Raw genomic sequence first — 24939 nt, forward strand, 5'->3', positions numbered from 1 at the left:
CATTCTGCCGCCCGTCACTCCTTAGCTGAGCGATGCGATATCTTTAAACTAACACCTGTTAATTTACCGTTTAGTATACTTAGGCATCATCCAACAATAGTATTTATCAGTCAAGGAATACATACTTTCTCGTAGTTAAGCACGAATACGCAAACCCAAAGTACGAACAGAAAGGGGCAGAATAATGAAGGTAATTTATCAATTAGAGCATGTGAATAAAACGTACAAAAAAGGAAAGGTTGTTGCCAACCAAGACATAAGCTTCGACGTTCAAGAAGGTGAAATTCTCGGTTTGCTCGGTCCGAATGGAGCAGGCAAATCCACGCTAATCAAGCAGATGGTAGGACACCTTGCTCCCACCTCAGGTACGGTACGCTATAAAGGAAGCAGCGTACGGACCCAAACCAAGCGAGTTGCCCAGGAGGTGGCCTACTACTCGCAAGAGCCTCACGCCTTGACCAGTTTAAAAACCTGGGAAGCTTTGTATTTTACCGGAAGATTGCGGGGGTTGACGAAAGAGTCCTCCGTAATGCAAACAGAGGAATTGTTGGAACGCTTTGGAATGCAGGACCTCCGTCATAAGCTGCTGAAGAACGTTTCCGGCGGACAGAAGCGTTTAATCGGGATTGGAACTTGCTTGATCGGCTATTCCCCCGTCATGATCCTGGATGAACCGACCAATGAGCTGGACCCGAAAAAGAGAAGACTCGTATGGGATCTGATTCAAGAACGGAATCGGCAAGGAGTAACCGTAATCTTGGTGACACACAACGTACTGGAGGCCGAACAGGTTGTGGACAGAGTAGCTGTCGTAAATCACGGCAAGCTGCTCGCCATCGATCATGTCAGTGTCTTAAAACAAAGGGTCGATCAGCGGATGAAGCTGGAAATTACGACTTCCTTTGGCGAAAGCGATCATGTTTGCCGAAGCTTAAGCGCGCTGGGACAGTGGACCAAAACGGGAGAAAACCGAATCCGGGCACTGATCGAGAAGCATGACGCCAGCTACGCGATTGACTTCATAACCCAACAGCGTTTACCGATTGAAGAATATTCCTTGGTCCCGCCGAACCTTGAAGATGTCTATTTTCATATCGATGACGAACAGGATAAGCCTGACAAAGCGGAGGTGATCTAAACATGGAAAATACACAACCATCCATGCAAAGCCAAGACTTGCAACTGCAAGAAGCGGTCTTTCTTCAAGAGCACGAGCAGCAGAACGTAATCCAACGCAGAATAACAGAATGGCTGATTCTGGCCCGCATTCAATTCACGATCATCCGCGAGGCATGGGTATGGATTTTCATTATGGCGTGCATGTTTCCGTTAACAACGCTGTTGTTTCTCAAATTCTTTACGATCGACCCAACGCCGGCTGTCATGACCCGTATTATTACGGGGAATATGCTCTTCGGCTTAATCGTCATGGGACTCAATTCCATGGCTCAGGAAATATCCTGGCAGAAGCATCAAGGCCACTTCACGTTCTATTCGTCCCTGCCGATTGCCAAGGTAAACTTCATCTTCGCCAATCTGCTGCGCGGTTTGATTATGAGCGTACCGTCTTTTATCATCCTGGCCATGATTGGTCAACTTGCTTACGGCATTCAATTCCACTACAGCTGGGGACTTGTTCCTGTGTTGCTGCTCACCGTCTTCAGCGTGGTTGGCGCGGGTGTGCTGATCGGCTTCTGGTCGCCTAGCCACCAATTGACGAACATGCTGGTCCAGGCGCTGATGATGTTCATCTCATTTTTGACGCCAGTCATGGTGGATATGGATCAATTACCTGCGATCCTGCAGTGGTTCTCTTATCTCTTCCCAACCACTTACGCCGCCGAGGCCATGCGGGAGGTGCTGATTTCGGGCTGGTCCGGGTCTGTTGCCTGGAACACGCTTGTACTCTTACTCTTCTCGCTGATTTCCATCGTATTGATCTTAAAAAAGGTAGATTGGCGTGTTGAGAAGTAGGATATGTAATACCCTGTGCCTCGATTAGTCGATGGAAGAGTGCCCTTCCCTCCTTCTACGTTTATTAGGCGCAGTTCATTTTTACGGAAAACGAGAGGGCTTCTAAAGGACGTTGAACGTATGGATCTGGTTTAATAAGTTCTTGTCATTAAGTTAAGACAAGAACTTATTAGCTTAAAACAAAAAAACCGCAACGTATGCGGCTTTCAATGTCTATATGTTCTTGTCGTCCGACAAACGCCGGATCGTGTTGAACGGCTGCCATCGATCAATCCTTTTTTAGTTATAAATTTTAACGAAAAGTTATGAAAATGGGCTGATCACGATGAATGAACATAAACATGGCTTTGAACCGGCTGTTCGAAAAGAAACAACGCTTATTGATTCCAGGCTAAACTATCAAACTATTTTGCAGCTGCTTCTTCTTCAAGAACACTTCCGCCTGCCGCTCTCCAGTTTGCGACAAATGTGTCGAAGTAATCGATTGGTTTTTTTCCAGTAATCATCTCTACGTAGGCTTCTGATCTGATTTTGTCAATTTCCGCTTGATATTTTGAAGCGGATGGTAGTGGTAAGATGACTTCATTCATAATACCGTCACTTTGGAGAGTTCCAAGCGATTTGCCCCAAGCGTATTCACGGTTAACCTTCTGAATGATGGATGGCAGCCAAATTGCATTATTAAACGTTGCTCCACCGCCAATTTTTACGATTTCATTCCAATCGGAGTATGGCGCAATCGCCTCAGGGTATCCATCTTTCATGTTGTAATGTATGCCCTCTTTGCCGTAACGAGTAAGCATATAACCTTCATAAGTAGATGAGGAGTAATCCAGGATACTTAAGATACGAGCCTGCTTATCGAGATCTTTCTCCACTTGCTTACCGAAAACGATAAATCTGCCTTGGAGCGAATTCCTCATACTAAGACCTTTTTTACCGTCCGGACCCGCGATAGGTTTACCGTAGACTAGCTTGTCAACAGCATCCGGCATTGTTTTTCTCATTTCCATAATGTTAGAGCCTTCTCGATCGCCGGCTGATTGTGCTGGTTTCCAGTACAAATAATCCGCGTAGCTGGTTACACCAATAATACCGTTAACAAAATCAGTAGCGATAGACCAGTCTCCACCCTTATTCTCGCCATTAATAAATTCTGGCGTAAGCACACCGTCCTTGTACCATTTTGCCAAAACTTTTAATGCTTCTTTCATTTCAGGTTGAACAGCGCCGTAAACGAGCTTTCCATCCCTTCTTGTCCATGAGGTTGGAAGATAACCGTATGCACCATAAACGGTTTGCATCATCGATTCAGACAAACCATACGTATCTTTTTTTCCATTCTTATCGGGGTCATTGTTTGTGAATTTATACATGGCATCTTCAAACTCAGATAATGATTCTGGCACCTTTGTGATGCCTACATGTTCAAGCCAATCACCTCTCCAAACAACAAGCGGCCTAAAGTTCCCACTTTCTGGATTAGGTACAACGAGCCCATAGTTTTTGTTTTCCATCTTCGTCAAATCCATATAGGTTGGTACTTCCGTTTGATAAGCTTGGTATAAATTCGGGGCATATTTTTCAATAGCTTCATATGGAATTTCGCCTACAATTTCATCATCAATGAATTGTTGGTATTTTGAGAAGTCAAGCGGAAAGACATCGGGAACTTCTCCAGCTGCGATTTTGACATCAAATGCTGCTCCATCACTAGCATCTACCATGTTAATGTCAACGTTGAATTTTTCTTCAATTTCTTTGACGATTTCACCTTTGTCATGAACAGGACTGCTCCAACCGACCCAGGTAATTTTAATTTTCTTGTCAACGCTTGGATTTGCGGATTCTGACAGGTTTGATTTCTCTGTGTTTGCTTCATTGTTGCCGCAGGCTGTGAACGATGCGATCATGGCAGCACAAAGAATAAGTACCATGCACTTTTTTAGAGTCACAAAATTATTCATACATTTCACTCCCCCTAATTTTTATCCCTTTAATGAACCAACCATAATCCCTTTAACAAAATACTTTTGTAAAAAAGGATAAATGGCGATAACGGGTAACGAAGTGATCATGATCGTAGCAGCCTTTATTGTTGTTGGATTAACGCTGCCAGAGAGTACTGTGGAGGTTGCCCCGGCTTCCAAAGTTACATCCCCCTGTTGAATAATGTTTCGCATAACTACTTGCAATACTTGCTTCTCGGGGGATGTTGAATATAGAAGCGAGTCAAACCATGCATTCCAGTGTCCGACAATTGACCACAGCGCAACGGTCGCAAGAATGGGAGTAATCATTGGCGCAATGATTTTATACAGAATTGTAAATTCACCTGCACCGTCTATCTTTGCTGACTCCTCGATACTATCAGGAAGTGACATGATATAATTTCTAATCAGAATCATGGAGAAAGCGGGAATCAGATTGGGGAGAACTAGCGCCCATATTGAGTTCATTAGATGTAGTTCTCTCATGAGAATATAGCTTGGAATTAACCCTCCGCTAAAAAACATCGTAAATACAATGATTCCGGTCCAAAAATTCCTCAAGGGAAGATATCTCTTTGCAAGCGGGTAAGCAACGAGTAAACAAAAAAACAGTTCTAGCACTGTGCCAAGGACAACACGCATGATCGAGTTCATAAATCCCGTTTTTATATATCCATAGCTTAAAACGCTTTCATAATTAGCAAGTGAAAACTCTGGAGGGAACAAGTGGATTTTCGTTAACGAGATATTCCCGCTGCTTAAAGATAGAGAGAGGAGGTACAAGAATGGATAAATTGTAGTAAGGCACAATAAAATCATGAGCACCACATTGAAAGTATCAAAGACATGCTCTCCTATGCTTTTCTTTATTCGGCTCGAACGGTTCATTTTGTCCACTTCCCCCTTACCAAATACCGTAATCGCTGAATTTTCTCGCAAAATAGTTCGCTGCGAAGACCATCATCAAAGATATAATATTGGTAAACAGCCCCACTGCCGTTGCAAAACTATAATCCATCCCTTCTATTCCATGTCGATATGTGTAGGTACCAAGCACATCGCCAACTTTATATACAGCTGGGGAATAGAGGTTGAAAATCTGGTCAAAATCGTCTGCAACGATGCCGCCAACAGCAAATATGAACATAATGGTAACAATCGGCATTATGGCTGGGATTGTAATATACCAGGCAAGTTGAAAGCGATTACAACCATCAAGACTCCCTGCTTCATACAGTTCGGAGTTGGTCCCCGCAATCGCCGCAAGGTAAACGATCGAGCTCCAGCCAATGCTTTTCCAAATGCTTGTAACTACCAACGTGCTCACAAACCATCCATTATCGCCTAAGAAATATATAGGCTTCATCCCTAATTCTTTGAGTAATATATTTAGAGGTCCTGTAGTTGGTGAAAGTAATTGAAGGAATAGACCGCCAAGTATGACCCATGAAACGAAGTGTGGAAGATAACTGATGGTTTGAACTGCTTTTTTGAATCTAACCAATCTAAGTTCATTTAAGAGTAAGGCGAAAATAATGGGAGCAGGAAAGCCGAAAATAAGTTTGAGCGTGCTTATTTGTATGGTATTAACAAAAACTTCTTTGAAGCTCGGGCGAGCAAATAAGTCATAAAAATGCTGCAGCCCTACCCATGTGCTTCCTGTAATACCTTTGCTGAACTTAAAATCTCTGAATGCAATTTGAATTCCGTACATTGGCCCATACTTAAAGATTACAAAGAAGAGTATGCCTGGCAAAATCATAAATAAAAGATTTCTGTGCTTAATACATTCGGCAAGCAGCCCTTTCTTTTTGTTAAGAACTCCTGCATTACCAAGATTCAAGTCTTTCACCTGCCTTCCAATAATCACCGTTCACGTGAACGGTTTCAGTGTAACATGACTTTATATTTTGGTAAATACTTATTTCGTTCACGTGAACGGCTCTTATTTTCTTTTACTTTGCACACTGAATAATGGTATGGTAACATGCAGAAAGAAATACATTATTATGTTTAAAGGTGAAATGGATGAATATTACAAGCAAAGAAATTGCAGAGATATGCGGCGTTTCCAGAGGGACCGTCGACCGGGCGCTCAATAACCGTCCTGGAGTGAGCGAGGCTACCAAGCAAAAAATTTTGGAAACGGCTTCACAGTTGGGCTACCGGCCTCATTTTCTCGCCCAAAGCCTTGTCAAAGGCAAAACGATGTCGATCGGGGCGGTCATTTTCGACATCAATAACCAGCTGTTTCCGCAGCTTATCAATGCCGTCGAATCACGGTCAAGGGAAGCAGGCTACTTCCTCAATCTGACGCTCACGAATAAAAATCCGGACATCGAACAGGAATGTCTGAATCATTTGGCGGACCGGAAGGTGGACGGTATTATTTTGTTATCGGTAAACACGGGTGCGGCCTTCAAACAATTTATTCAGCGATTGAATATTCCGGTCGTCACATTTGGCAACCGGGTGTCCAAGACGGTGCCGCACGTATGGATCGACGACCGTAAGGCCATCCGCGATGCGATTGCTATGCTCACTGCGAAAGGCTATGAGGAAATCATTTATGTCAGCCCCCCCTTGTCTCTTCGCGGAAAAACGAATGTTTATGCCGTGGAACAACGGTTCGCGGGCTTTCAGGATGCACTGAAAAAAGCAGGCCATCTCCAATCCCATGTCATCGGCCATAAAGGATATATTGAAGAGATCGATAATCTCCTTGCGCAGGGTGGCAAACGAAAAGCCATTTTCTGCACAAGCGACAAATACGCGCTGAAGATTTGGCTCCACTTGAAGCAAAACGGGGTTCGCGTGCCAGAGGATGTCGGACTGATGGGATTCGACAATATCGAAACACTAAAATATATTTCCCCTGCCTTGTCGACGATATCGTACTCCTTGGAAACGATCGGCAACCAAATCATCGACTGTCTGATCGGACAAATCGAAGGCCGGCAAGTGCCGATGACAACGCTCGTTGAGCATCATATTATCAAGGGCGAATCGTGTTGATCCCTCCGATTCGCCGATACAGGGGCTATTGACTGCCCGCATTGCTTTCAAAATAAGGACGAATAAGCATATCAAAAACGTGCACGTGAACGAAAAGAGTTCACAAGGTTTTTTTCCTATGCTAAGATGAAGTCGTTCACGTGAACGAAACAACCAATTTCCTGTTGAACAAGGAGACATGCGGCTATGAGCAGATTTATCTATGAAGGGGCCAAAACGAAAGAAATTTCATTTCCGCTAGGAGGCATTGGAACAGGCAGCATCGGTCTTGCCGGAAACGGCCGTTTGATCGACTGGGAAATATTCAATCGACCGAACAAGTTAAGCGAGAACGGGTTCAGCTTTTTTGCGGTAAAAGCCGAAGCAGACGGCGAACTTCTCGATGCCCGTGTACTGAATGGCGATCTTTTGCCTTCTTACACCGGAAACATCCAAACGAGGAAACACGGCGGTTACGGCTTCGGGCCCAATCAAGCGACGATGGCGGGTGTTCCCCATTTTCAGCATACACGCTTTATCGGCGAGTTTCCCTTCGCCCGTCTTCAGGCAGCCGACGATTGTTTCCCGGGCACGGTGGAGCTGACTGCATTTAATCCGTTCATTCCGCTAAATGACAAAGATTCAAGCATTCCCTGCGCATTTTTTGACATCGCAATGCATAATACGACTGACCATACTGTCACTTATACCATCAATCTTTCGCTAACGAACCCGATGCAAGATCATAAACGTTATCACCGTTATAAGAGGAATGACAACATTCAGCTGATCAAACTGTCCTCACGTGGCCATGATTTCAGCGCTCCCGATTTCGGCGACCTGTCCATTGCAACGGATGCGGAAGATGTCAGTTATCAAGAATATTGGTACCGCGGCGGCTGGTTCGATAATTTGGAGATTTTCTGGAAGGACTTCACCGAAGCTGCCAAATTTACGAACCGTACTTACGACCCGGCCGCGACGAAAGGCAACGGTGTAGACGTCTGCTCCCTGGCCGCGCACTTCGCGCTGAATCCAGGTGAGAAGAATAGCGTCCGCTTCGTGATCTCTTGGAGCTTCCCGAATTGCCACAATTATTGGCATCGGGAATCTTGCGGCTGCAGCGACAACGATTGCAACTCATCGCAACCCGCAACGTGGAAAAATTATTACGCAACGCTGTTTTCTGATTCCACCAAAAGCGCGGCCTACGCACTCAAGCACTGGGAGCGGTTGTACCGCGAAACCAAGCTGTTCAAGGATGCGTTGTACTCATCCAGCCTTCCTCCCGCTGCGCTCGACGCCGTTTCTGCCAATATTTCGATCCTGAAAACGCCGACCTGCCTGCGGCTACCGGACGGATCGTTTTACGGCTTCGAAGGCTGCATCTGCAACGAAGGCTGCTGCGAAGGCTCCTGCACCCATGTGTGGAATTACGCCTATGCGCTGCCGTTTCTTTTCCCGAAGTTGGAGCGATCCATGCGCGATCTGGATTATAAGTATAACATCCGAGAAGACGGCAAAATGGGGTTCCGTCTGCAGCTTCCGCTCGGCAGATCGGCATCGGACTTCCGGGCGTGCGCCGACGGCCAGTTCGGCGGCGTGATCAAAGCGTATCGCGATTGGAAGATTTCCGGTGACACGGCATGGCTGAAATCGATTTGGCCGGCCATCAAAAAGTCGCTCGAATTCGCTTGGGCCGATACGAACGAGGACCGCTGGGACGCTGACCGGGACGGCGTGCTGGAGGGCAGGCAGCATCATACTCTCGATATGGAACTGTACGGACCAAACGCCTGGCTGAACGGTTTTTATCTCACCGCTCTTAAAGCAGGCGCTGAAATGGCGCGTCAATTGGGAGAAACGGACGCGGCGGAACAATACTTGGCGCTTTTTTCCAAGGGGAAAGCATGGACGGACGAACATTTATTTAACGGCAATTATTATGTCCAAACCATCGATTTGAAGGATCGATCTGTTCTCGAGAAATACGACGAGAGTGCCGTGCGGGATTATTGGAACGACGAAGCAAAGGAAATCAAGTATCAGGTTTCGGACGGCTGCGTTATCGACCAGGTGCTGGCCCAGTGGCATGCCAATCTGTGCGGTTTGGGCGAGATTTTCGATCCGGAACAGACCCGGAAGTCGCTTGCATCCATCTACCTTCACAACTTCAAAAAAAGCATGCGAAACGTATTCAACCCATGGCGCTTGTACAGCTTAAACGATGAGGCCGGGTTAATGATTTGTACATGGCCTGAGGGCACTGTGAAACCGACCGTTCCGCTCACCTACGCAACGGAAACAATGAACGGCTTCGAATATCAGGCAGCCATTCATATGATTCAGGAAGGAATGGTCGCCGAAGGCATGGAGATCGTCGAAGCGATCCGCAACCGGTACGACGGAGAACGGCGCAATCCGTGGAACGAGTTCGAGTGCGGAAGCAACTATGCCCGATCGATGGCCAGCTATGCGTTGCTGCTCGCTTTCAGCGGATTCGAATACGACATGACGGAGAAAAGGATCGGCTTTCAGCCTATAACCGAGGAAGAGTTTTTCCGCTGCTTCTGGTCACTGGATTCAGGCTGGGGAACATTCGTGCGGAAGAACGACCGGATCGGACTGAACGTGCTTTACGGGGAACTGGAGTTACGTTGCCTGAACTTGCCGTTTATGAAAGGGCGGAATGTAAACGGGATATCGTTAGACGGCACGGAAGTCCTTGACTGCAACTGGCAGGAAGAAGTATTCGTCTTCTCTTCAACCCTTCGGATGAATACCGGGTCTTCGTTGGTCATTCAGTCCGGCTAGGCGAGTGACGATCAGATAACGTGGTCATTGCCTTCAACTACAATTAAATGTAACGATACAGCAGGATAAATCAAATGGAAAAGATAATGGCAAGAATAAAAACAACAATGATGGCAATGGATAGAACCGTAATTCGGATGCCGATCCTAACCAGCCAAAACTTTGGCGCAATTCGATCATTGATCGACTCCATATAATAAGCTCCACCCGCAAGGAGAAAGAACAACACATTAAAAATGTAATCTCCAGCCGATTTCGGCTCGGGGGTGTAAGCTTGGAATCCGATGGTATTTCTCATGCTTTCATCTCTAGCGAAAACCGCCATGATGGCAGCCATGATGATGTGTAATACCAAAAAACAAATGATAATCGTCCCGACCATCGATATGCCTCCTATTAATGAAGAGAATCGATTTGCAGTAGAATTTCCTTTTAAATATAGAGGAAGAGCAGCTGCCAGGGCAAGCTGCTCTCATCGAAGTCGACACACAGCCGAATTCCCAACGGGTAACGAAATTCTCCTTGTACGTCAATAACGGCAGCCGATCCGGCTACCGTCATAGGCTTTTCTACTTCCAGAATAATCACGCCGTCATTTTCTGTAATCTTATAAGCGGCTCTTCGCTGGCCGTAGCGCCCACGAGAAGATATTTAGTGCAGCGTATGAAAGCGGGAGGATCAGATTAAACCCGTAGTCACCGTAATCGTTAGCAAATGCATGGGATAGTGCCGCACCCGTCATTAAAAAGAAGATACCAGCGTGAACCCATTCTTTAACTCGAGGTAAACCTGGCACGACGAGAGCGATGGCTCCAACCACTTTCCAAATCCCGAGAATGGTCAGGACGTATACTGGGTAGCCCAGATTCGTCACCAACTCGAGGTTTCCTCCAAATTGCATTAGTTGTCCGATACCACTTAACATAATAGCTGCTGCGAGCAGCAATGTGACTGTCCAATAAGTTACCATTTTTCCGAGCGGACGGGCATTTACTTTCATCGTTGTTTCCACACCGATCATTTTATTCATTGGTTCCCACCTCATCCGTATAATTTCTCTTAATTACAAAGAACGAGCCCCGAATGGTTCCGGCTAATTTAGACTTCTGCCTAGCAAACTTAAACTTCCCTTCTAATTCCTCTGGTACCTCCATCCCCTCCGAAAGCTTAAAACCAACGGCTCGCTTCTTAGGGTCATCAACCGTATACATGACATTGAGTCCAAGACCATTCTCATAAAAAACATAGGCAAACTGGATGTTTTCCACTTGAAAACGCGACGTTTCTAAAGGTTTAGCCGCAAACTCAAGATGTCGTTCTTCTTTCAATATTCGATTCACATATTCAAGGGTCTCCTGGCTCTCGCTGGCGGGTACAACCGTAAATTCATGCTTATACTTGTTCATAAAGTAACGGGCTTCATTCGCTCGTAAACCAGCAAGTGCTTCTGCTACGGGTGAAGATTCTAACCCAACCGTAGATACATTTTTAAAATCAATGATATTGGACATTGTTATCCCTCCTTATTTCCTGACAATGGGAATCCACATTTCACCAAATACTAGGCCGTTTCGCTGCCCCATCTCAACCGTTGCATTGGGCCCGCCAACATAGGCGAAATTCTTGGCTTCCGGCAATACTTGACCGAAGGCAACACCAGCAAGCACATTACTCAACTCATCAGCCGTCTTCCCTTCCCCCTCAAGCGTATAATTTGTCATATTCAATCCCTTCCTCTTCTTTAAATTTTCGTTTTACTTGATGGGTTTATCATATTCTTAAATCATGTCAAAAAGTGATACTGTTTAGGGGGCGATGAATAAATTAAAAAAAGGCCGCCGATTCATTGCTGTCGGCAACCTACTCCAGATGATTTGGCTTTTGGGATAATCCTGTCTAAAGCCCAAACAAAAAAATCCGCGATTTCCGCGGATTTTAATGCATACTAGATTACTTATTGAAAGTGACCTTCTCCGAACCGCCCTCAAGAACGATGGACGTGTCCCGCGGCTTCGTTTCGGCGATTTTGCGACCGCCTCTGAACGAATAAAGCACTGCGGCTTGTTTGCGAATGGCCTCATATTCATTCTCCGCTTCAAGAACGATGAAGTTGGCAGGCTTGCCTTCTTCAATACCGTACACATCCTCGATATGCAGCGTTCTTGCACTGTTTTTCGTAATGAGATCGATCGAGTTCACGATTTGATCGTAACCGAGCAACTGCGAAGCATGGATGCCCATGTGCAGCACCTGAAGCATGTTGCCCGTGCCTAGCGGATACCATGGATCAAAGATGTCATCGTGACCGAAACACACATTAAGACCGGCTTCCTGCAGCTCTTTGACGCGAGTCAGTCCTCTTCTTTTCGGATACGTATCAAAGCGTCCCTGTAAATGTATGTTGACCAGTGGATTGGAGACAAAATTGAGATCCGCCATCCTCAGTAATCTGAACAATTTGTACGTATATGCATCATTGTATGACCCCATCGCCGTCGTGTGGCTTGCCGTCGTGCGGGAGCCCAGCCCGCGTTCGTATGCTTCTTTGGCGACGACTTCCACGAAACGGGATTGCTCGTCGTCGATTTCATCGCAATGAATGTCGATAAGTCGGTCGTATTTTTCGGCGAGGTTAAACGCAACCTTCATCGATTCGACGCCATATTCCCGCGTGAATTCGAAGTGCGGAATGCCGCCGACCACGTCAACGCCCATTTTCAGCGACTCTTCCAGCAATTCCGCGCCGTTCGGGTAGGAGTGAATGCCTTCCTGTGGAAATGCTACAAGCTGGATGTCAATGTAGGGTGCCATTTCTTCTTTCACTTCCAGCATCGCTTTAACTGCGGTCAAGCTTGGATCGGTGACGTCGACATGCGTCCGTACATGCTGGATGCCCTGCGCCATCTGCCACTTCAGTGCCGTTTTTGAGCGCATTTTGACGTCTTCATGCGTCAGGAACGGCTTGCGTTCGGACCATCGCTGGATGCCTTCGAACAACGTTCCGCTCAAATTCCACTCCGGCTCACCCGCCGTTAATGTTGTGTCCAGATGAATGTGAGGTTCAATGAACGGCGGCAGCACAAGCGAGCCTCCCACATCAATAACTTCCTCATTCGCAGTTGTTTCCAGTGACTTCGTGATTAGCCCAAACTTCCCGTCTTTCACGACAATATTCCATAAACCTTCTTTACCCCGCAATTTTGCGTTCTGTATAATCATTTGTTTTCCCCATTTCATTGGATTCTTTGGCAGGAATGATCAGCATTAACACGATGTAGGCCACCGCCGTACCGATCAGTGCGTTCAATGGCGTTATTCCCGGAGCCAGCTGGGCGAAAGCAACGCCGATAGCCCAAGCAGCCATCGCTATCCAGTTTACCTTTTTAAAAGTCATGTCGGCAAACGGTTTATAGTTTCTGCGCTTCACAAAGAAGTAGTCCGCGATGATGATGGCTCCGATGGACGGGATCGCCGCACCCAGCACATTCAGGAAACCAACAAAATTGTTGTACATCCACATGGCCAATACGGTACCCACGATGCCGTTTACGATAACGAAGACTTTCTTCGAAATTTTAGTAATGTTGGCAAAGCCCAGTCCTGAAGCATAAAGCGCATTATCGTTGGTCGTCCAAATGTTCAGCCCGAGTACGATGATCGCGGGAATGATCAGCCCTTGCAGGAACATGACCTCCGAGATATCTGCCAGGTTATACGCCATTGCGCCGACTGCGCCGAACAGGAACATGAGCGAGTTTCCAAGGAAGAACGCAATGACCGTCGCGGTAACCGCCTGCCGGGACGACTGGGAGAACCGTGCAAAATCGGGCGTCAAGGTCCCGCCGCTAATGAATGAGCCGATACAAATGGTCAGTGCCGCTGCCGTTGTGAGGCTCTGTGTCGGCGTGTAATCGAGCAAGCCTTGAAGCCCGCCAATTGAGTCTGCGCCTTCGAACATGGAGTAACTGCCGAGGATAGCGATGGCCGGAACCGCGATATAACCCAGAATAACCAGCGACTTCATGCCGAAGATGGCCGATGCCGTCATGGCGAGACCAAACAGGAAGATCAACAGGTACACGTTCCAATCCATCGCTTTGGCGACCGGAATTGCGAACATGGCGACGCCGACGCCGAACCATCCGACCTGCGTGAATCCGAGAAGGAACGAGGGCAGGTACGACCCTTTCTCACCGAACGCATATTTTGCCAGCAAATGCGTGGAGAGGCCCGTTTTGGCAGCGATATGCGCCAGCGCTCCCGTATAGATGCCGAGTGCCAAATTGCCCGCAAGCACGATACCAATGAACTCCATGAACGTTAAGCCGACTCCGAGCGTCCCCCCTGCCAGCATGCTTGCCGAAAAGAATGTGAACCCTAGCATGACGGATAACGTCTTCCAAAAATGGTTTCTCTGCGTTTTCGGCACCGCTTGCCACGAAAACTCTTGATCTTGTTTGCTCATCAGAATACCTCCAGGTTAAAGTGTTCTGATACCAAAGAAGCAGAAAAAAGAGGCTACTCGTCAAGTCTTAACTGACAAGTAGCCTCTTTTTCACATCATAACCCGCGCGAAGACGCAGAGCATCCCCTGACGGAATACGCACTGATCCTCGCGTGATTATAAAAAATCCGCTGCCCTTGTCAGCCTCTCTGGACTGAATTAAAGGTACCAGTATTCAATTACATTCTATTATTTTGGAAAAACCTACAGTTGTCAATGTTATAATTATCCAATGGTTAAAATCCTTGAATTCGATATTAAATGACTTCCGTATACCGCTCATCAATAATCCCCTTCAAGTACATTTAATGCGCTTATGGCACACTAGCTGCTTAAAGGGGATCATATCCATAACCACTGCTTAAGATTAAATATATTTATCTGTAATTATTCTTATTGCATCCTTAGCATAATGAACGCATCACAATTAAGAATATCGTATACATTCAGCGAGTTGGCTTCCGCTGTCTGTACATCAGGAATGTTATTTGCACTTTTATACATGATGTGATCCGCCTCAGGAGTTACAATAAGCACTTTCTTATTGGCATGAAGAGCAGTAAGCATGGCAACGATCGACTTAGTCCTGTAACTATCAAGTTTAATACGATCAACTACAATGAGTTCCTTATCTTGTACCTTAGCGGATAAAGCTGATTTAATCGCAAGACGTTTAACCTTTTTATTGAGACGATAACCATAGTCACGTGGTTTCGGACCGAACGCAATACCTCCGTGACGCCAGTGCGGCATACGAATTGAACCCGCTCTAGATCTATCAATTTTATTTTGTTTATAGGGTTTTCTGCCTCCACCTCTAACTTCGCCACGAGTTAAAGTCGAGTGCGTCCCACTTCGCTTGTTCGCAAGATGGTTAACAACAGCCTCATGCAGAAGCGATTCGTTGGGTATCATACCGAAGATGGACTCTTCAAGTTCCATTTCACCCGTAATTTTACCTTCCATATTATAAACAGAAACGTTTAACAATGTTAGTAACCTCCTGATTATCATCATAAATAAGTGGATTGTATGATGGGAACGTTTAGCTCAAAAGTGAGCAGAAATCATGATAATCAGTTGTTTTATTAGATTAGAATATCAGCTTCTTCTTCCTGCTCACTTATACTGCAATCGAAGTATTTACGATAACATCCATCACTTCGACCCCCTTCTGATGCAAATTTAGTTGGTTTAAGCCCTGTGGTTCCCTTCCATCTTCACGATAACAGATTGAAAATTTATGATCTATATACAAAACGATGCTGTAGTATTTTGTATTAATTTACATATAACTATTGCTAATTAACATCTAAGCGGGCGCACGGAGTTCCCGATTTCTTCTGTGCATTAAAAATCCCTTCAAGTAATAGTGCTCGATTGAAGCACGCTTGAAGGGAATCATAGGTATTTATTTCTGATATATTATTTTTCTGATAGCATAGGTTGATAAAAAGAATGATTCCGAGAGTTCCTCGACTGAAGCGCCAGATAAATATGCTTGCAGAATAGCATCATTCCTTTTGTTAATCTCTTTTCGTGCGCCAGACAGCTCTCCCCAGACTTTATATTCGTTTTTACGAGCTGGTATATAGAGGTATTCCCCTTGGACATATTTCTGTAATTGTTCAACCAGCTCCTCCGGCAAGACGACAGAAGCATTTGTATATCTCACTTCGACCCACTCCTTGAAATTATTGTTCAAGCAGCAAAGCCAGTTTTCATTATATTGGCTGCTCCATGCATATCCCAAAACCGGCTCTGCATGGAGTCATACATGTGTTATAGATGTATCTTTATGGAAGAGCATTGCATTTCCCTCCTAGCAGCTATTCTGTGTTTCTAACCTTATTTTGATCCGTATAGCTGACCGCATGCTGCGTTGATGTCCGATCCGAATTGGGTCCTGACGGTGACGTGAATTCCTTTTGATTTCAGGATTTTCAGGAACCTATTTATACGGGTCTGATCCGACTCTACAAAACTTTGTGGTGTGGCATCGGTGGAATTGTAAGGGATTAGATTGACATGATATAAATGTTCCCATGACCCTCTTCCACAGAGCAAATCAGCAACGGCTTCAGCATGTTCAGTTGAATCGTTGATTCCCCTTAGAAGTATATAAGCAATATAAACCTTTCGCTTTGTTTGCTGAATATGCTCGTCCAACACGGTCATAACTTCTTCTAGCGGAAAATGATTGTTAATTGGCATTAACTCGCTTCTCTGATCATGAAATGGTGAATGAAGCGAGAACGTTAAATTAATCTGTGGAAACTCCTTCGTCAACTTTTTTACTCCAGGTATTAAACCTATTGTGGAAACCGTAATTCTTCGATGTCCTAAACCAAAAAGTTTAGGATCCGTCAGCACATGCAATGCATCAAATACATATGGGTTTGCAAGTGCCTCTCCCATCCCCATAAAGGACACACTGTCCAAGGGATAGTTATTCAAAGTAAAGTAAAGAAGTTGATCCGTTATTTCATCCGTTGTGAGATTCCTCTTCAAACCGAGTGTTCCCGTAGCGCAAAATGTACAACCAAATCCGCAACCGCACTGCGAAGAGATACAATATGATTCCCAGCCGGTTTTATAACTTAACCTTACGGATTCAATGTATTCATCACCAGGGATGGCAAACAGAATTTTGCTAACTTGGTTGGATTTCTGCTCCATCTTTGGCGTGATGCTTAGCACATTGTTTCCACGCTCTTTGATTAATTCATTTCTTAATGGCTTGGGCAAATTGTTCATTGCTTCAAAAGTTCCAATCTTGTTCTTGAAGATTGCCTCTGTTATTTGCGAATATCTATAATTCGGTTGTTTTAGTGCCGATAAGATGTTGCGAATTTTCTCATACTTAGATAAATGCTTCATTTCTATCTCCCTTTAAACGGAGAAAACGCAAAAAAGCACCAGCTTACCGGTGCTTTTTTGCGTACATTAACCTAACTACACCTATACGAAAACAAGAGACTAACTATAAGTAAGTCGCGAACTATATATATATGCATAGAAGGATAAAGCTCCGGTATCTGATTTGTTATTTTGTGAACCTTGTCAAACTTCGCTATACATGACAGGTTCACGTTTACATCTACAATCTCAGAAGCAGTCATCACTTTATCCCTCCCAATTCATTCATCATAGTTATTACATGGAAAAATTCAACACAATATATATATTACGGTCAAGGAAAGTTAGATACAAGTTGCAAATGATACGCTTCGCGCAGTCTGCCCCGGTCATCCAAAAAGTCAATCAATCGGCGGCCTGTTATGTCTTCCTATGTATGCCAGATAACATCACAAAAGGAAAACGGCCATCTCCGCGCCATCGGATTGAAATGATCGTTATGACGGAACCATGGCGCCTTTGCCGTCAGCTTGTCTTCGCGAGTTGCGTGCTTCGAATCGATGCCGCAGCATAGACAATAAGCGCTGTCCAGATGAGCGCGAAGCCGATGAGCAGAACCGGTGAGACAGATTCCTTGAACACGAATACACTCAGTAACAGCATGATCGTCGGCCCGATGTATTGTACGAAGCCGAGCGTGGACAGCGCCATCCGGGCGGCCGCCCGCGCAAAGAAGAGCAGCGGCAGCGCCGTTACCACGCCGGAAAGAAGCAGTTCGACGAACATGGACGCAGGCAGCGTCCATGCCGTCGCCTTTCCCACGGCGGCCAAATAGATCCAGTAGCCGAGCGCAACTGGCAGGATTATAGCCGTTTCCGACAACAAGCCTACAGAAGCGTCTTGCACGATCTTCTTCTTCGCAAGGCCGTACAAGCCAAACGACACGGCCAGCGATATCGCGATCCATGGGAACCGCCCGTAGTCGATGGCGATGATGAGCACCGCAGCGCCAGCGATGGCAATCGCGAGCCATTGGCCGCGGTTTGGCTTCTCACGAAGGAAGACAACCGCTAGCAGGACGTTCAGCAACGGGTTCAAATAATAGCCGAGACTTGTCTCGACAACATGGCCGTTGTTGACCGCCCAGATGAAGATGAGCCAATTAGCAGCGATCAGCAGTCCGCTGGCGGCGAGCGACAGCAGGAGCGAGCGGCTAGCCGCAATCCGCTTCATGTCACCCCAGCGACGCTGGACGGCGACGAGAATACCCATGAAGACGAACGACCATACAACCCGATGTGACAGAATTTCGCCTGCCGGCACATCGTCAAACAACTTCCAATAAAGCGGGAGAACCCCCCACATGATATACGCGATAATAGCGTTAACCAACCCATTGTTCATAATTAATTCCCCTCTTCTCGCTCCGAATCCTCAACGAATTATACGCCTCGATCCTCGCTTAAGTAAAGGAAATAATTGATCCGCCGGGAGGCAGTTACGCTCTTGTTCGGCTGCCGCTGTATATTGAGCTATAACTCTCGTTAGCGTAATGTTATTAATCTTCGGTTCTATCTTCACGTTCAATGGGTTGAGGATCACGTCTGTAATTGACAGTACGGGAAGGAGATGGTTAGCAGTATAGGGTTCACACCAAGCCATGGAGAATTCACAGTAAAGAAATACTGGATTCGGTGGAATGAATATTCATGTGAAAAAAATATTTAAAGCCAACAAATGGAAAGAAACACTCCTGTTGTCTACGCCACAAGTTTTGCCTGTAGGGCACATTGCAACAATCTATCAAACGGGCCTGATCCTTTGGCTTACAATTATGGCTGTTCTTCTGGCGCTGAAGGGAAGCATGGAGCTCGCTTTGTTGGTTCGCTATGGCATGAAAATTGATCAATGACCTGCTCGTTTATCTTAATGAAATAAGCATCGAAAATATAGTTAGATCTTTGTCGCTTCGATGTGATAACACAAGAACCTCTCTATTATAGAGAGGTTCACAACTATTAACGTTCTTTCGATACCGCTCTTACAATTTCTCTAAAGGCGGTTATTTCTTCGTAATCATAATCAACATTAACCGTATACTCCGGATCAGCAGAAACCTTAGCGATGACTACCCCAGCATCTTTATTTACGTAAACATACTGGCCATAGACTCCCATAGCTGCAAACTCATGGCCAAATTTTGCTCCTTCCGGAACCCACCACTGATACTGATAGCCAAAGTGAGGGTAAGCGACATTAGGCTGTAAATCCGGATCAACAGGTGTTGTTGCTTCTTTCACCCATTTTGCGGAAACGATTTGCTTTCCTCTCCACTTGCCATCTTGCAAAAATAACTGGCCAAGTTTAGCCAGGTCACGAAGTGGTGCATTGATGAAACTCAAACCAATATCGTTATTGTGTAAATCTTGGTTCCAGTAAGCATCACTTGTCATGCCGAGTGGTTTCCAGAGCTTTTCGGAAGCTACCTCGTGTAGTTGTTTCTTGTTAACATTCTCTACGAGAAAAGTAAGAACTTGAGAATCTACGCTCTTATAGTTGAACGTATGCGGTTGGCCGCCTTTCAAGTCCTTAATAAACTCCATAACCGGCATGCTTTTGAACACTACATCCTGCATCATACGCCAGATATCCGAATTTGGATTACTGTAATCCTCGTCCCAATCTACCCCTGAAGACATTTGAAGGACATCGCGAATTGTTGCCTCCTCGTAGCCTGAACCTTTAAGCTCAGGAACATAATCGGTGATGATGTCATCAACACTCTTAATTTTGCCTTCATCTACCGCGATGCCTACAAGGGTAGAAACGTAGGACTTCGCTATCGACCAAGATGTAAAGCGGGTGCAAGCATCGTTGCCATTGAAATACTGTTCGTTTACGATCTTACCGTCTTTGATTACAAGAAGACCGTTTGTTCTACTGCGGTTCATTAATTCCGCGAACTTGCGAGTTTCACCGTTGAACTTATAGGTAAGAGTGCTAAGATCAACAATTTTACCCCTTTTAAATGGATGAACCTTATTCCCCTTTTGGATGATAGAATGAGGTAGTAATTGATCCATATGAACAAAATTCCAACTCATTTTATCCGCATCCGTAAGTGTTGCAAGCTTAGATACATCGTAAGTATCGCTGATCGGATCATTACACTTCGTAGGGTTTGCCGCAAGAACACTATTCTCAGCTTCTATTGCCTCAGCTGAAGCAATCAGTGCCGAACTAAGAAATAATGCAGATGCTGTAATCAAACTTACAACCTTTTTCTTCATTTTGCCTCGCTCCTTTAAATGATGTTATTTATAATCTCATGTTCGGATTACTCACCCCATACTACGCATCCTATGTGAACATAAGATGAACCAAATGGGAACAAATGTAAAAAAGATGAACGATTCGTTCACCTACTCACGCACTCAGGTTTTCGATTGTTTGACTTGGGTTCCATAGCTGGCAGAAAGACGGTTACCGCCGTTCCCAGGGTAGATTAATCCCTTATGGTGTTGCACCAGTCCTCACCGCAGTTATAATAATATTCGGTAATTGGAGCTCCTTCCCGGACCGATAATTATTTTCCAAAAGCAAAAGAGCCCTTTCAAATCCCTTATCAAAAGCTTAGTGATTTGAAATGGCTCTAAATAAAAATAAGTCGCTGCTACGTGGGTTGAAGTTCACATATTGTAAAGGGAACTAATTTGTTGTGGTTTCAGCCCCCTCTATTCCTTCACGCTTCCCATCACCAGGCCGGTCATGAAATATTTTTGCAAAAACGGATAAACTGCCATGATCGGCAATGCACCAATAAAAATTTGAGCCGCACGTGTAGTCCGATCCGAGATCTCCGACAAGGTTTTAACATCCTCTGCGCGCATGTTGGCGAAATCCTGTTGAATGATAGCCGTCTGCAAATATGTGGCGAGCGGGTAATGACTTGGCGAATTCACGAGCATGAGGCCATCGAACCAGGAATTCCAGTGTCGTATGTCCGTTGTCTCCATCACGGGATCATCCGCCTCTCGCCTGCATCCTGTTGTCGTCTCCACAGCCGGGCATACAGGCCATTCGACGAAAGCAAATCTTTATGGCTTCCCCGCTCCACGATTCGCCCCTGGTCGAGTACAACTATTTGGTCTGCATGCTGCACGGTCTTGAGGCGGTGAGCGACGACGATGACAGTTCGGTCTCGAACAAGTCGATCGATCGCCTTCTGAATCTCCGCTTCGTTCTCGGGATCGAGAGAAGCCGTTGCTTCATCGAGAAGAATGATTGGTGCATTTTTCAACATCGCTCTGGCAATGAAAATCCGCTGTTTTTCACCTCCCGATAGCGTGCATCCCCCTTCACCAACCATTGTGTCGTAACCGTTTGGCAGCTTCATAATAAAATCGTGACAGCAAGCAAGCCTCGCCGCCTCCTCGATTTCCTTGCGCGTTGCGTCGCTTCGTCCGAACCGGATATTGCCTGCAATCGTATCCTGAAAGAGGTACACATCCTGAAACACCACAGATACTTTGCCCAGCAACGCTTCCGGGTCCATCGCGCGAATATCCTCCCCGCCCATCATCACCATCCCCTGTTCCGGGTCATAAAAACGGGTGATGAGCCGAAGAATGGTACTTTTGCCGCTGCCCGAAGGGCCAACCAATGCTGTGAAGGTACCCGCCGGCATGCTAACGCTCACATCTCGCAAGACCGGTTGATCCTGGTAGCCGAACGTCACCTGATTCAGTTCGACATCATGACCCGCAGGGGGCTGCCGCTCTCCTTGCATGACCGGCTCCCGTAATAGCTGCACGATGCGTTCGCCCGCCTGATCCAAATAGCGAAGCTCAGCATAACCGGCAAGTGCTGTCGTCAGCGGATCGAAGATTCTTGTTCCGATGATCAGGAACGCTACGAATGTGATCACATCCAGGCTTCCGCCGAGCAGCAGATGAACACCGGCCACGACCATCAGAGTAAGACCGGCACGAACACAGGCAATCGCGCTCAGTACAATCGGCCCCAACATCCCTTCGAGGCGGATGCTCTGCCGCAACAATTCCTTGAATGACCGTTCAAGCCGGACAAAACGTTCTCCAGTCAAGTTATAAGCTTTGATCACCCGGATACCGTTCAAGTATTCTTGCAGCCGGCCTCCGGCATCGATCTTGGCCTGAATATGCTGCGAGCCGAGTTTGCGCTGGATGCCGGACGTCAAGAGCACCAGCAGAATTGCCGCCGGCAGCGCGGCGAACAGGGAAAGCGCCAATCGCCAGTCGATGAAAGACAGGCCGATCAAGGCCAGAACAGGCATGACGACGGCCCCGATCATCTGCGGAACCAAATGGGAGATGCCATGTTCCAGCATCGTAAAATCGCTCGTCATCATATTGGCAAGATCGCCCGGATCCCGCTTGTTCAGGTATCCGAGTGGCAGCTTGCGCAAATGCTCGCCCAACCGCGACCGTCCGTCCGCCGCCGAGCTGTATGCATCTCGGAATTGGGCACTGGTGGCGGGAATTTCGCAGATGAACAAGAGAATAATCGAAACCGCCATCCCGCCGCACACCCACCAAAGCCGTGCCGTATCGAGTGGGATGTCGGGATGGACAAACGAGATAAAGATCAATCTCGCTGCTTCCACCAAGAGCACAAAGGGGATCACGCCCGCCAGATTGGCAACGGTTGTGTAAAAAACAGGTTTGATCAACGAACGCGGATTATTCGCCGTTATGTTGCGCAGCATGCTCATTTTCAGCATCCTCCTTTCCTTTGCCCATCAACCACCCTGCCGCATGGCGGTAGGAACGCCACATGCGTCCATATAAGCCGTTAGCTGAGATGAGGGCTTCATGCCTTCCCCGCTCGACGATTCTCCCGCTTTCCATCACGAGAATTTGGTCCGCATCCCGAATGGTGGACAGGCGATGAGCGATGATGATGACCGTTTTATTTTTCATTAACGTTTTCAGCGCCAACTGCATCTCATGTTCGTTCTCAGGATCGGCAAACGCCGTCGCTTCATCAAGCACTAAGATGGGGGCATTTTTCAGGATAGCTCGGGCCACGGCGATCCGCTGTTCCTCCTCGCCGGACAAATAGACGCCTCTTTCTCCAATCAGCGTGTCATATCCAAGTGGAAGGTTCTCAATGAATGCATGACACTGCGCCGCCCTCGCCGCGGCGAACACTTCTTCCGGCGGCGCGTCCGGACGACCGACCGCGATATTGTTATACACGGTATCGTAAAACAAAAACGTATCCTGGAACACAAATGCGACGGTGTTCATTAGATCAGGGGTCGCGATGTCGCGAATATCCACGTTGCCGATGCGGATCGCTCCCATGTTCACATTCCAGAAGCGAGGCACCAGATTGGCAACGGTCGATTTGCCCGCTCCCGACGGACCGACGAGCGCCGTCACTTCTCCTTGCCGGGCGATAAAAGAAATGTCCGTAAGCGCATCGTTATCTGCAGGATCTGTTCCATACGAAAAAAAGACATGATCGAATGAAATATCGAATGAAGTCGGTCGCCTCGGACGTTCAGGCTCCGGCAAATACTCTTGCGCCAATATGCCGTCTATGCGCTGAACGGCCTCGTCAATATCCTCAAGCGAATGAGCCAAGAATATGATTTTAAACAACGGGGCGGATATGCCCGGTGCCATGACTAGGAAGAACAGCAGAACGGAGGCAAAGGCGATGCTGCCCGGATCGCGGCTCAATAAAAACACCCCGACAGGCAAAACAAATGCGGAAAACGAGCCGACAAGCACCTTGAAAATCAAATGTCCGTATTGAAACTGATCCGTTAATTTCACACCATAATCGCGGTAACGAACCATGTCCCGATAAAACTGTCGAAACGATTGCACGGTTTGCCCAAACACCTTGACGGCCGGCATCCCCCGCACATATTGGACGGCAGAAGCATTCATTTGTTCCAATGAATCCTGGAACTGTTTGACGGTTTCTTTTGTTTTCGGTCTGCTGATCAGCGCGATCTGAACCGCAATCCCAATGATTATTGGCACGACGCATGCAAGCGCAAGCCAAACATTCAACGTAAACATCACGGCGAACATCAGGACCGTGGTCACAGCAACATGAACGAGCTCAGGCAATAGATGCGCAATGAACGTTTCCACTTTCTCCACGTTTTGTTCCAGCGTTTTCTTGATGGCACCCGTCGAATTGTTGTTCAGCCAACCAAGCGGAAGCTTGCCGATATGGCCGGAAAGCTTCATCCTGAGACCATAAAGAATACGAAAAGCGGCAATGTGAGAAAGCATTCCCCCCGCGTACGTCGTGATCAAGCCGGCTGCGAAGCCGATGAAGGCGATGACGCCCCAACTGATCATCTTCGCTCCGTCTGCCGAAGCCGGGGACGCTGCATGTTCCAACAACTCTTTCAATATGAAATAGACGGAGCCGTATGGCACCAGCATGCAAACGGCGCCAAGCGAAGATAGCAGGCCGGAGACGATTATCAGTCCGCGTTTCTCTCCGGCGATTTCAATTAGTCGTGCGATTCTTTTTTTACGAGTCACGCTATCCCTCCCCCAAAAAATTTGAAGACAAAATGGCCGTTTGCACGATTGTCAACCCGTTATAGAAGCCGAGCCGATTGTTGAATACAAGCTTGTAATTTCGGTCACACCGGATACCGCGACCGAACTATCGACTTCATTAAAATGGCCACTCGTATTGTCGTAAAAACTGAACAACAAGCAGACCATTAACTAACAAACTAACCTCCTTCTCGTTGATTTAATTTCCCAAATCTGTTTTCCCGACCGA

The 24939-nt window shown here is 46.6% G+C and carries 22 protein-coding genes and 1 pseudogene; 5 read left to right on the forward strand and 18 right to left on the reverse strand.

The genetic code is table 11. The features are described from left to right. Nucleotides 1-184: 184 nt before the first annotated feature. The gene (locus ACQKPA_RS21370; protein WP_427494524.1) at nucleotides 185-1138 is read left to right on the forward strand and encodes an ABC transporter ATP-binding protein; all 954 of its coding nucleotides are present in this window, start codon (nucleotides 185-187) and stop codon (nucleotides 1136-1138) included. A gap of 2 nt (nucleotides 1139-1140) precedes the next feature. Next, nucleotides 1141-1974: an ABC transporter permease gene (locus ACQKPA_RS21375; protein ID WP_427494525.1), complete on the forward strand. Its 834-nt coding sequence runs from the start codon at nucleotides 1141-1143 to the stop codon at nucleotides 1972-1974. A gap of 404 nt (nucleotides 1975-2378) precedes the next feature. Here the strand turns inward: ACQKPA_RS21375 and ACQKPA_RS21380 are convergent, their stop codons facing one another. From ACQKPA_RS21380 to ACQKPA_RS21390, 3 genes are read right to left on the reverse strand one after another with little or no spacing between them, the layout of a single operon-like run. Beyond that, a complete protein-coding gene (locus ACQKPA_RS21380) occupies nucleotides 2379-3941 on the reverse strand; it encodes an ABC transporter substrate-binding protein (RefSeq protein WP_427494526.1) in 1563 nt (520 codons plus the stop codon). A 21-nt stretch (nucleotides 3942-3962) separates the two neighbouring features. Beyond that, complete coding sequence (locus ACQKPA_RS21385; protein WP_427494527.1) at nucleotides 3963-4853, reverse strand: carbohydrate ABC transporter permease; 891 nt, start codon at nucleotides 4851-4853, stop codon at nucleotides 3963-3965. Between the two features lie 16 nt (nucleotides 4854-4869). After that, nucleotides 4870-5808, reverse strand: a complete 939-nt coding sequence (locus tag ACQKPA_RS21390) for an ABC transporter permease (RefSeq protein ID WP_427494528.1) — start codon at nucleotides 5806-5808, stop codon at nucleotides 4870-4872. A gap of 185 nt (nucleotides 5809-5993) precedes the next feature. Here ACQKPA_RS21390 and ACQKPA_RS21395 point away from each other — a divergent pair, with 185 nt between their 5' ends. After that, a complete protein-coding gene (locus ACQKPA_RS21395; protein WP_427494529.1) occupies nucleotides 5994-6980 on the forward strand; it encodes a LacI family DNA-binding transcriptional regulator in 987 nt (328 codons plus the stop codon). Nucleotides 6981-7166: 186 nt separating this feature from the next. Beyond that, on the forward strand, nucleotides 7167-9773 hold the full coding sequence (locus ACQKPA_RS21400; protein WP_427494530.1) for a GH116 family glycosyl-hydrolase: 2607 nt from the start codon (nucleotides 7167-7169) through the stop codon (nucleotides 9771-9773). A 70-nt stretch (nucleotides 9774-9843) separates the two neighbouring features. Here the strand turns inward: ACQKPA_RS21400 and ACQKPA_RS21405 are convergent, their stop codons facing one another. The 11 genes and pseudogenes from ACQKPA_RS21405 to rarD form a co-directional block, all read right to left on the reverse strand. Continuing rightward, nucleotides 9844-10155 (reverse strand): hypothetical protein, encoded by a 312-nt coding sequence (locus ACQKPA_RS21405; protein WP_427494532.1) that lies wholly within the window; start codon nucleotides 10153-10155, stop codon nucleotides 9844-9846. Between the two features lie 50 nt (nucleotides 10156-10205). Next, entirely contained in the window at nucleotides 10206-10334 is a 129-nt protein-coding gene (locus ACQKPA_RS21410; RefSeq protein ID WP_427494533.1) for a hypothetical protein, read from the reverse strand. 46 nt (nucleotides 10335-10380) lie between these two features. After that, entirely contained in the window at nucleotides 10381-10803 is a 423-nt protein-coding gene (locus ACQKPA_RS21415; RefSeq protein ID WP_427494534.1) for a DoxX family protein, read from the reverse strand. Beyond that, on the reverse strand, nucleotides 10796-11284 hold the full coding sequence (locus ACQKPA_RS21420) for a phage tail protein (protein WP_427494535.1): 489 nt from the start codon (nucleotides 11282-11284) through the stop codon (nucleotides 10796-10798). The genes ACQKPA_RS21415 and ACQKPA_RS21420 overlap by 8 nt, the downstream gene beginning before the upstream one ends. Before the next feature lie 12 nt (nucleotides 11285-11296). Continuing rightward, nucleotides 11297-11479 (reverse strand): annotated as a pseudogene (locus ACQKPA_RS21425) (transcriptional regulator); the annotation flags it as partial. A 244-nt stretch (nucleotides 11480-11723) separates the two neighbouring features. Then, nucleotides 11724-12992, reverse strand: coding sequence for a cytosine deaminase (locus ACQKPA_RS21430; RefSeq protein ID WP_427494536.1), 1269 nt, complete (start codon nucleotides 12990-12992; stop codon nucleotides 11724-11726). Beyond that, entirely contained in the window at nucleotides 12961-14238 is a 1278-nt protein-coding gene (gene codB, locus ACQKPA_RS21435) for a cytosine permease (protein WP_427494537.1), read from the reverse strand. Before codB ends, ACQKPA_RS21430 begins: the two co-directional genes overlap by 32 nt. A 432-nt stretch (nucleotides 14239-14670) precedes the next feature. Then, the gene (rplD, locus tag ACQKPA_RS21440; protein WP_427494538.1) at nucleotides 14671-15267 is read right to left on the reverse strand and encodes a 50S ribosomal protein L4; all 597 of its coding nucleotides are present in this window, start codon (nucleotides 15265-15267) and stop codon (nucleotides 14671-14673) included. Nucleotides 15268-15688: 421 nt separating this feature from the next. After that, a complete protein-coding gene (locus ACQKPA_RS21445) occupies nucleotides 15689-15952 on the reverse strand; it encodes a CD3324 family protein (protein ID WP_427494539.1) in 264 nt (87 codons plus the stop codon). Between the two features lie 173 nt (nucleotides 15953-16125). Continuing rightward, entirely contained in the window at nucleotides 16126-17157 is a 1032-nt protein-coding gene (locus ACQKPA_RS21450; protein WP_427494540.1) for a Cfr family 23S rRNA (adenine(2503)-C(8))-methyltransferase, read from the reverse strand. A gap of 504 nt (nucleotides 17158-17661) precedes the next feature. Beyond that, nucleotides 17662-18540, reverse strand: coding sequence for an EamA family transporter RarD (rarD, locus tag ACQKPA_RS21455; protein WP_427494541.1), 879 nt, complete (start codon nucleotides 18538-18540; stop codon nucleotides 17662-17664). 295 nt (nucleotides 18541-18835) lie between these two features. Here rarD and ACQKPA_RS21460 point away from each other — a divergent pair, with 295 nt between their 5' ends. Beyond that, on the forward strand, nucleotides 18836-19048 hold the full coding sequence (locus tag ACQKPA_RS21460; RefSeq protein ID WP_427494542.1) for a hypothetical protein: 213 nt from the start codon (nucleotides 18836-18838) through the stop codon (nucleotides 19046-19048). Nucleotides 19049-19154: 106 nt separating this feature from the next. Here ACQKPA_RS21460 and ACQKPA_RS21465 read toward each other — a convergent pair whose 3' ends face one another. From ACQKPA_RS21465 to ACQKPA_RS21480, 4 genes are all read right to left on the reverse strand, one after another. Next, entirely contained in the window at nucleotides 19155-20426 is a 1272-nt protein-coding gene (locus ACQKPA_RS21465) for a serine hydrolase domain-containing protein (protein WP_427494544.1), read from the reverse strand. Nucleotides 20427-20870: 444 nt separating this feature from the next. Further along, the gene (locus ACQKPA_RS21470) at nucleotides 20871-21155 is read right to left on the reverse strand and encodes a hypothetical protein (RefSeq protein ID WP_427494545.1); all 285 of its coding nucleotides are present in this window, start codon (nucleotides 21153-21155) and stop codon (nucleotides 20871-20873) included. Beyond that, entirely contained in the window at nucleotides 21152-22888 is a 1737-nt protein-coding gene (locus ACQKPA_RS21475; RefSeq protein WP_427494546.1) for an ABC transporter ATP-binding protein, read from the reverse strand. The genes ACQKPA_RS21470 and ACQKPA_RS21475 overlap by 4 nt, the downstream gene beginning before the upstream one ends. Continuing rightward, nucleotides 22857-24689: an ABC transporter ATP-binding protein gene (locus ACQKPA_RS21480; protein ID WP_427494547.1), complete on the reverse strand. Its 1833-nt coding sequence runs from the start codon at nucleotides 24687-24689 to the stop codon at nucleotides 22857-22859. The genes ACQKPA_RS21475 and ACQKPA_RS21480 overlap by 32 nt, the downstream gene beginning before the upstream one ends. Between the last annotated feature and the right edge of the window lie 250 nt (nucleotides 24690-24939).

The organism is Paenibacillus sp. NPDC093718 (genome assembly GCF_050279985.1).
Classification (GTDB): domain Bacteria; phylum Bacillota; class Bacilli; order Paenibacillales; family Paenibacillaceae; genus Paenibacillus_AQ.

What these genes read in the sequence shown, in the direction of transcription:
- ACQKPA_RS21380 (WP_427494526.1), bottom strand. Translation starts at nt 3,941, where the DNA reads ATGAATAATTTTGTGACTCTAAAAAAGTGCATGGTACTTATTCTTTGT.
- ACQKPA_RS21395 (WP_427494529.1), top strand. Translation starts at nt 5,994, where the DNA reads ATGAATATTACAAGCAAAGAAATTGCAGAGATATGCGGCGTTTCCAGA.
- ACQKPA_RS21375 (WP_427494525.1), top strand. Translation starts at nt 1,141, where the DNA reads ATGGAAAATACACAACCATCCATGCAAAGCCAAGACTTGCAACTGCAA.
- ACQKPA_RS21460 (WP_427494542.1), top strand. Translation starts at nt 18,836, where the DNA reads ATGAATATTCATGTGAAAAAAATATTTAAAGCCAACAAATGGAAAGAA.
- ACQKPA_RS21465 (WP_427494544.1), bottom strand. Translation starts at nt 20,426, where the DNA reads ATGAAGAAAAAGGTTGTAAGTTTGATTACAGCATCTGCATTATTTCTT.
- ACQKPA_RS21450 (WP_427494540.1), bottom strand. Translation starts at nt 17,157, where the DNA reads ATGAAGCATTTATCTAAGTATGAGAAAATTCGCAACATCTTATCGGCA.
- codB (WP_427494537.1), bottom strand. Translation starts at nt 14,238, where the DNA reads ATGAGCAAACAAGATCAAGAGTTTTCGTGGCAAGCGGTGCCGAAAACG.
- ACQKPA_RS21400 (WP_427494530.1), top strand. Translation starts at nt 7,167, where the DNA reads ATGAGCAGATTTATCTATGAAGGGGCCAAAACGAAAGAAATTTCATTT.
- ACQKPA_RS21415 (WP_427494534.1), bottom strand. Translation starts at nt 10,803, where the DNA reads ATGAATAAAATGATCGGTGTGGAAACAACGATGAAAGTAAATGCCCGT.
- ACQKPA_RS21420 (WP_427494535.1), bottom strand. Translation starts at nt 11,284, where the DNA reads ATGTCCAATATCATTGATTTTAAAAATGTATCTACGGTTGGGTTAGAA.
- ACQKPA_RS21370 (WP_427494524.1), top strand. Translation starts at nt 185, where the DNA reads ATGAAGGTAATTTATCAATTAGAGCATGTGAATAAAACGTACAAAAAA.
- ACQKPA_RS21475 (WP_427494546.1), bottom strand. Translation starts at nt 22,888, where the DNA reads ATGAGCATGCTGCGCAACATAACGGCGAATAATCCGCGTTCGTTGATC.
- rarD (WP_427494541.1), bottom strand. Translation starts at nt 18,540, where the DNA reads ATGAACAATGGGTTGGTTAACGCTATTATCGCGTATATCATGTGGGGG.
- ACQKPA_RS21410 (WP_427494533.1), bottom strand. Translation starts at nt 10,334, where the DNA reads ATGACGGTAGCCGGATCGGCTGCCGTTATTGACGTACAAGGAGAATTT.
- ACQKPA_RS21430 (WP_427494536.1), bottom strand. Translation starts at nt 12,992, where the DNA reads ATGATTATACAGAACGCAAAATTGCGGGGTAAAGAAGGTTTATGGAAT.
- ACQKPA_RS21385 (WP_427494527.1), bottom strand. Translation starts at nt 4,853, where the DNA reads ATGAACCGTTCGAGCCGAATAAAGAAAAGCATAGGAGAGCATGTCTTT.
- ACQKPA_RS21405 (WP_427494532.1), bottom strand. Translation starts at nt 10,155, where the DNA reads ATGGTCGGGACGATTATCATTTGTTTTTTGGTATTACACATCATCATG.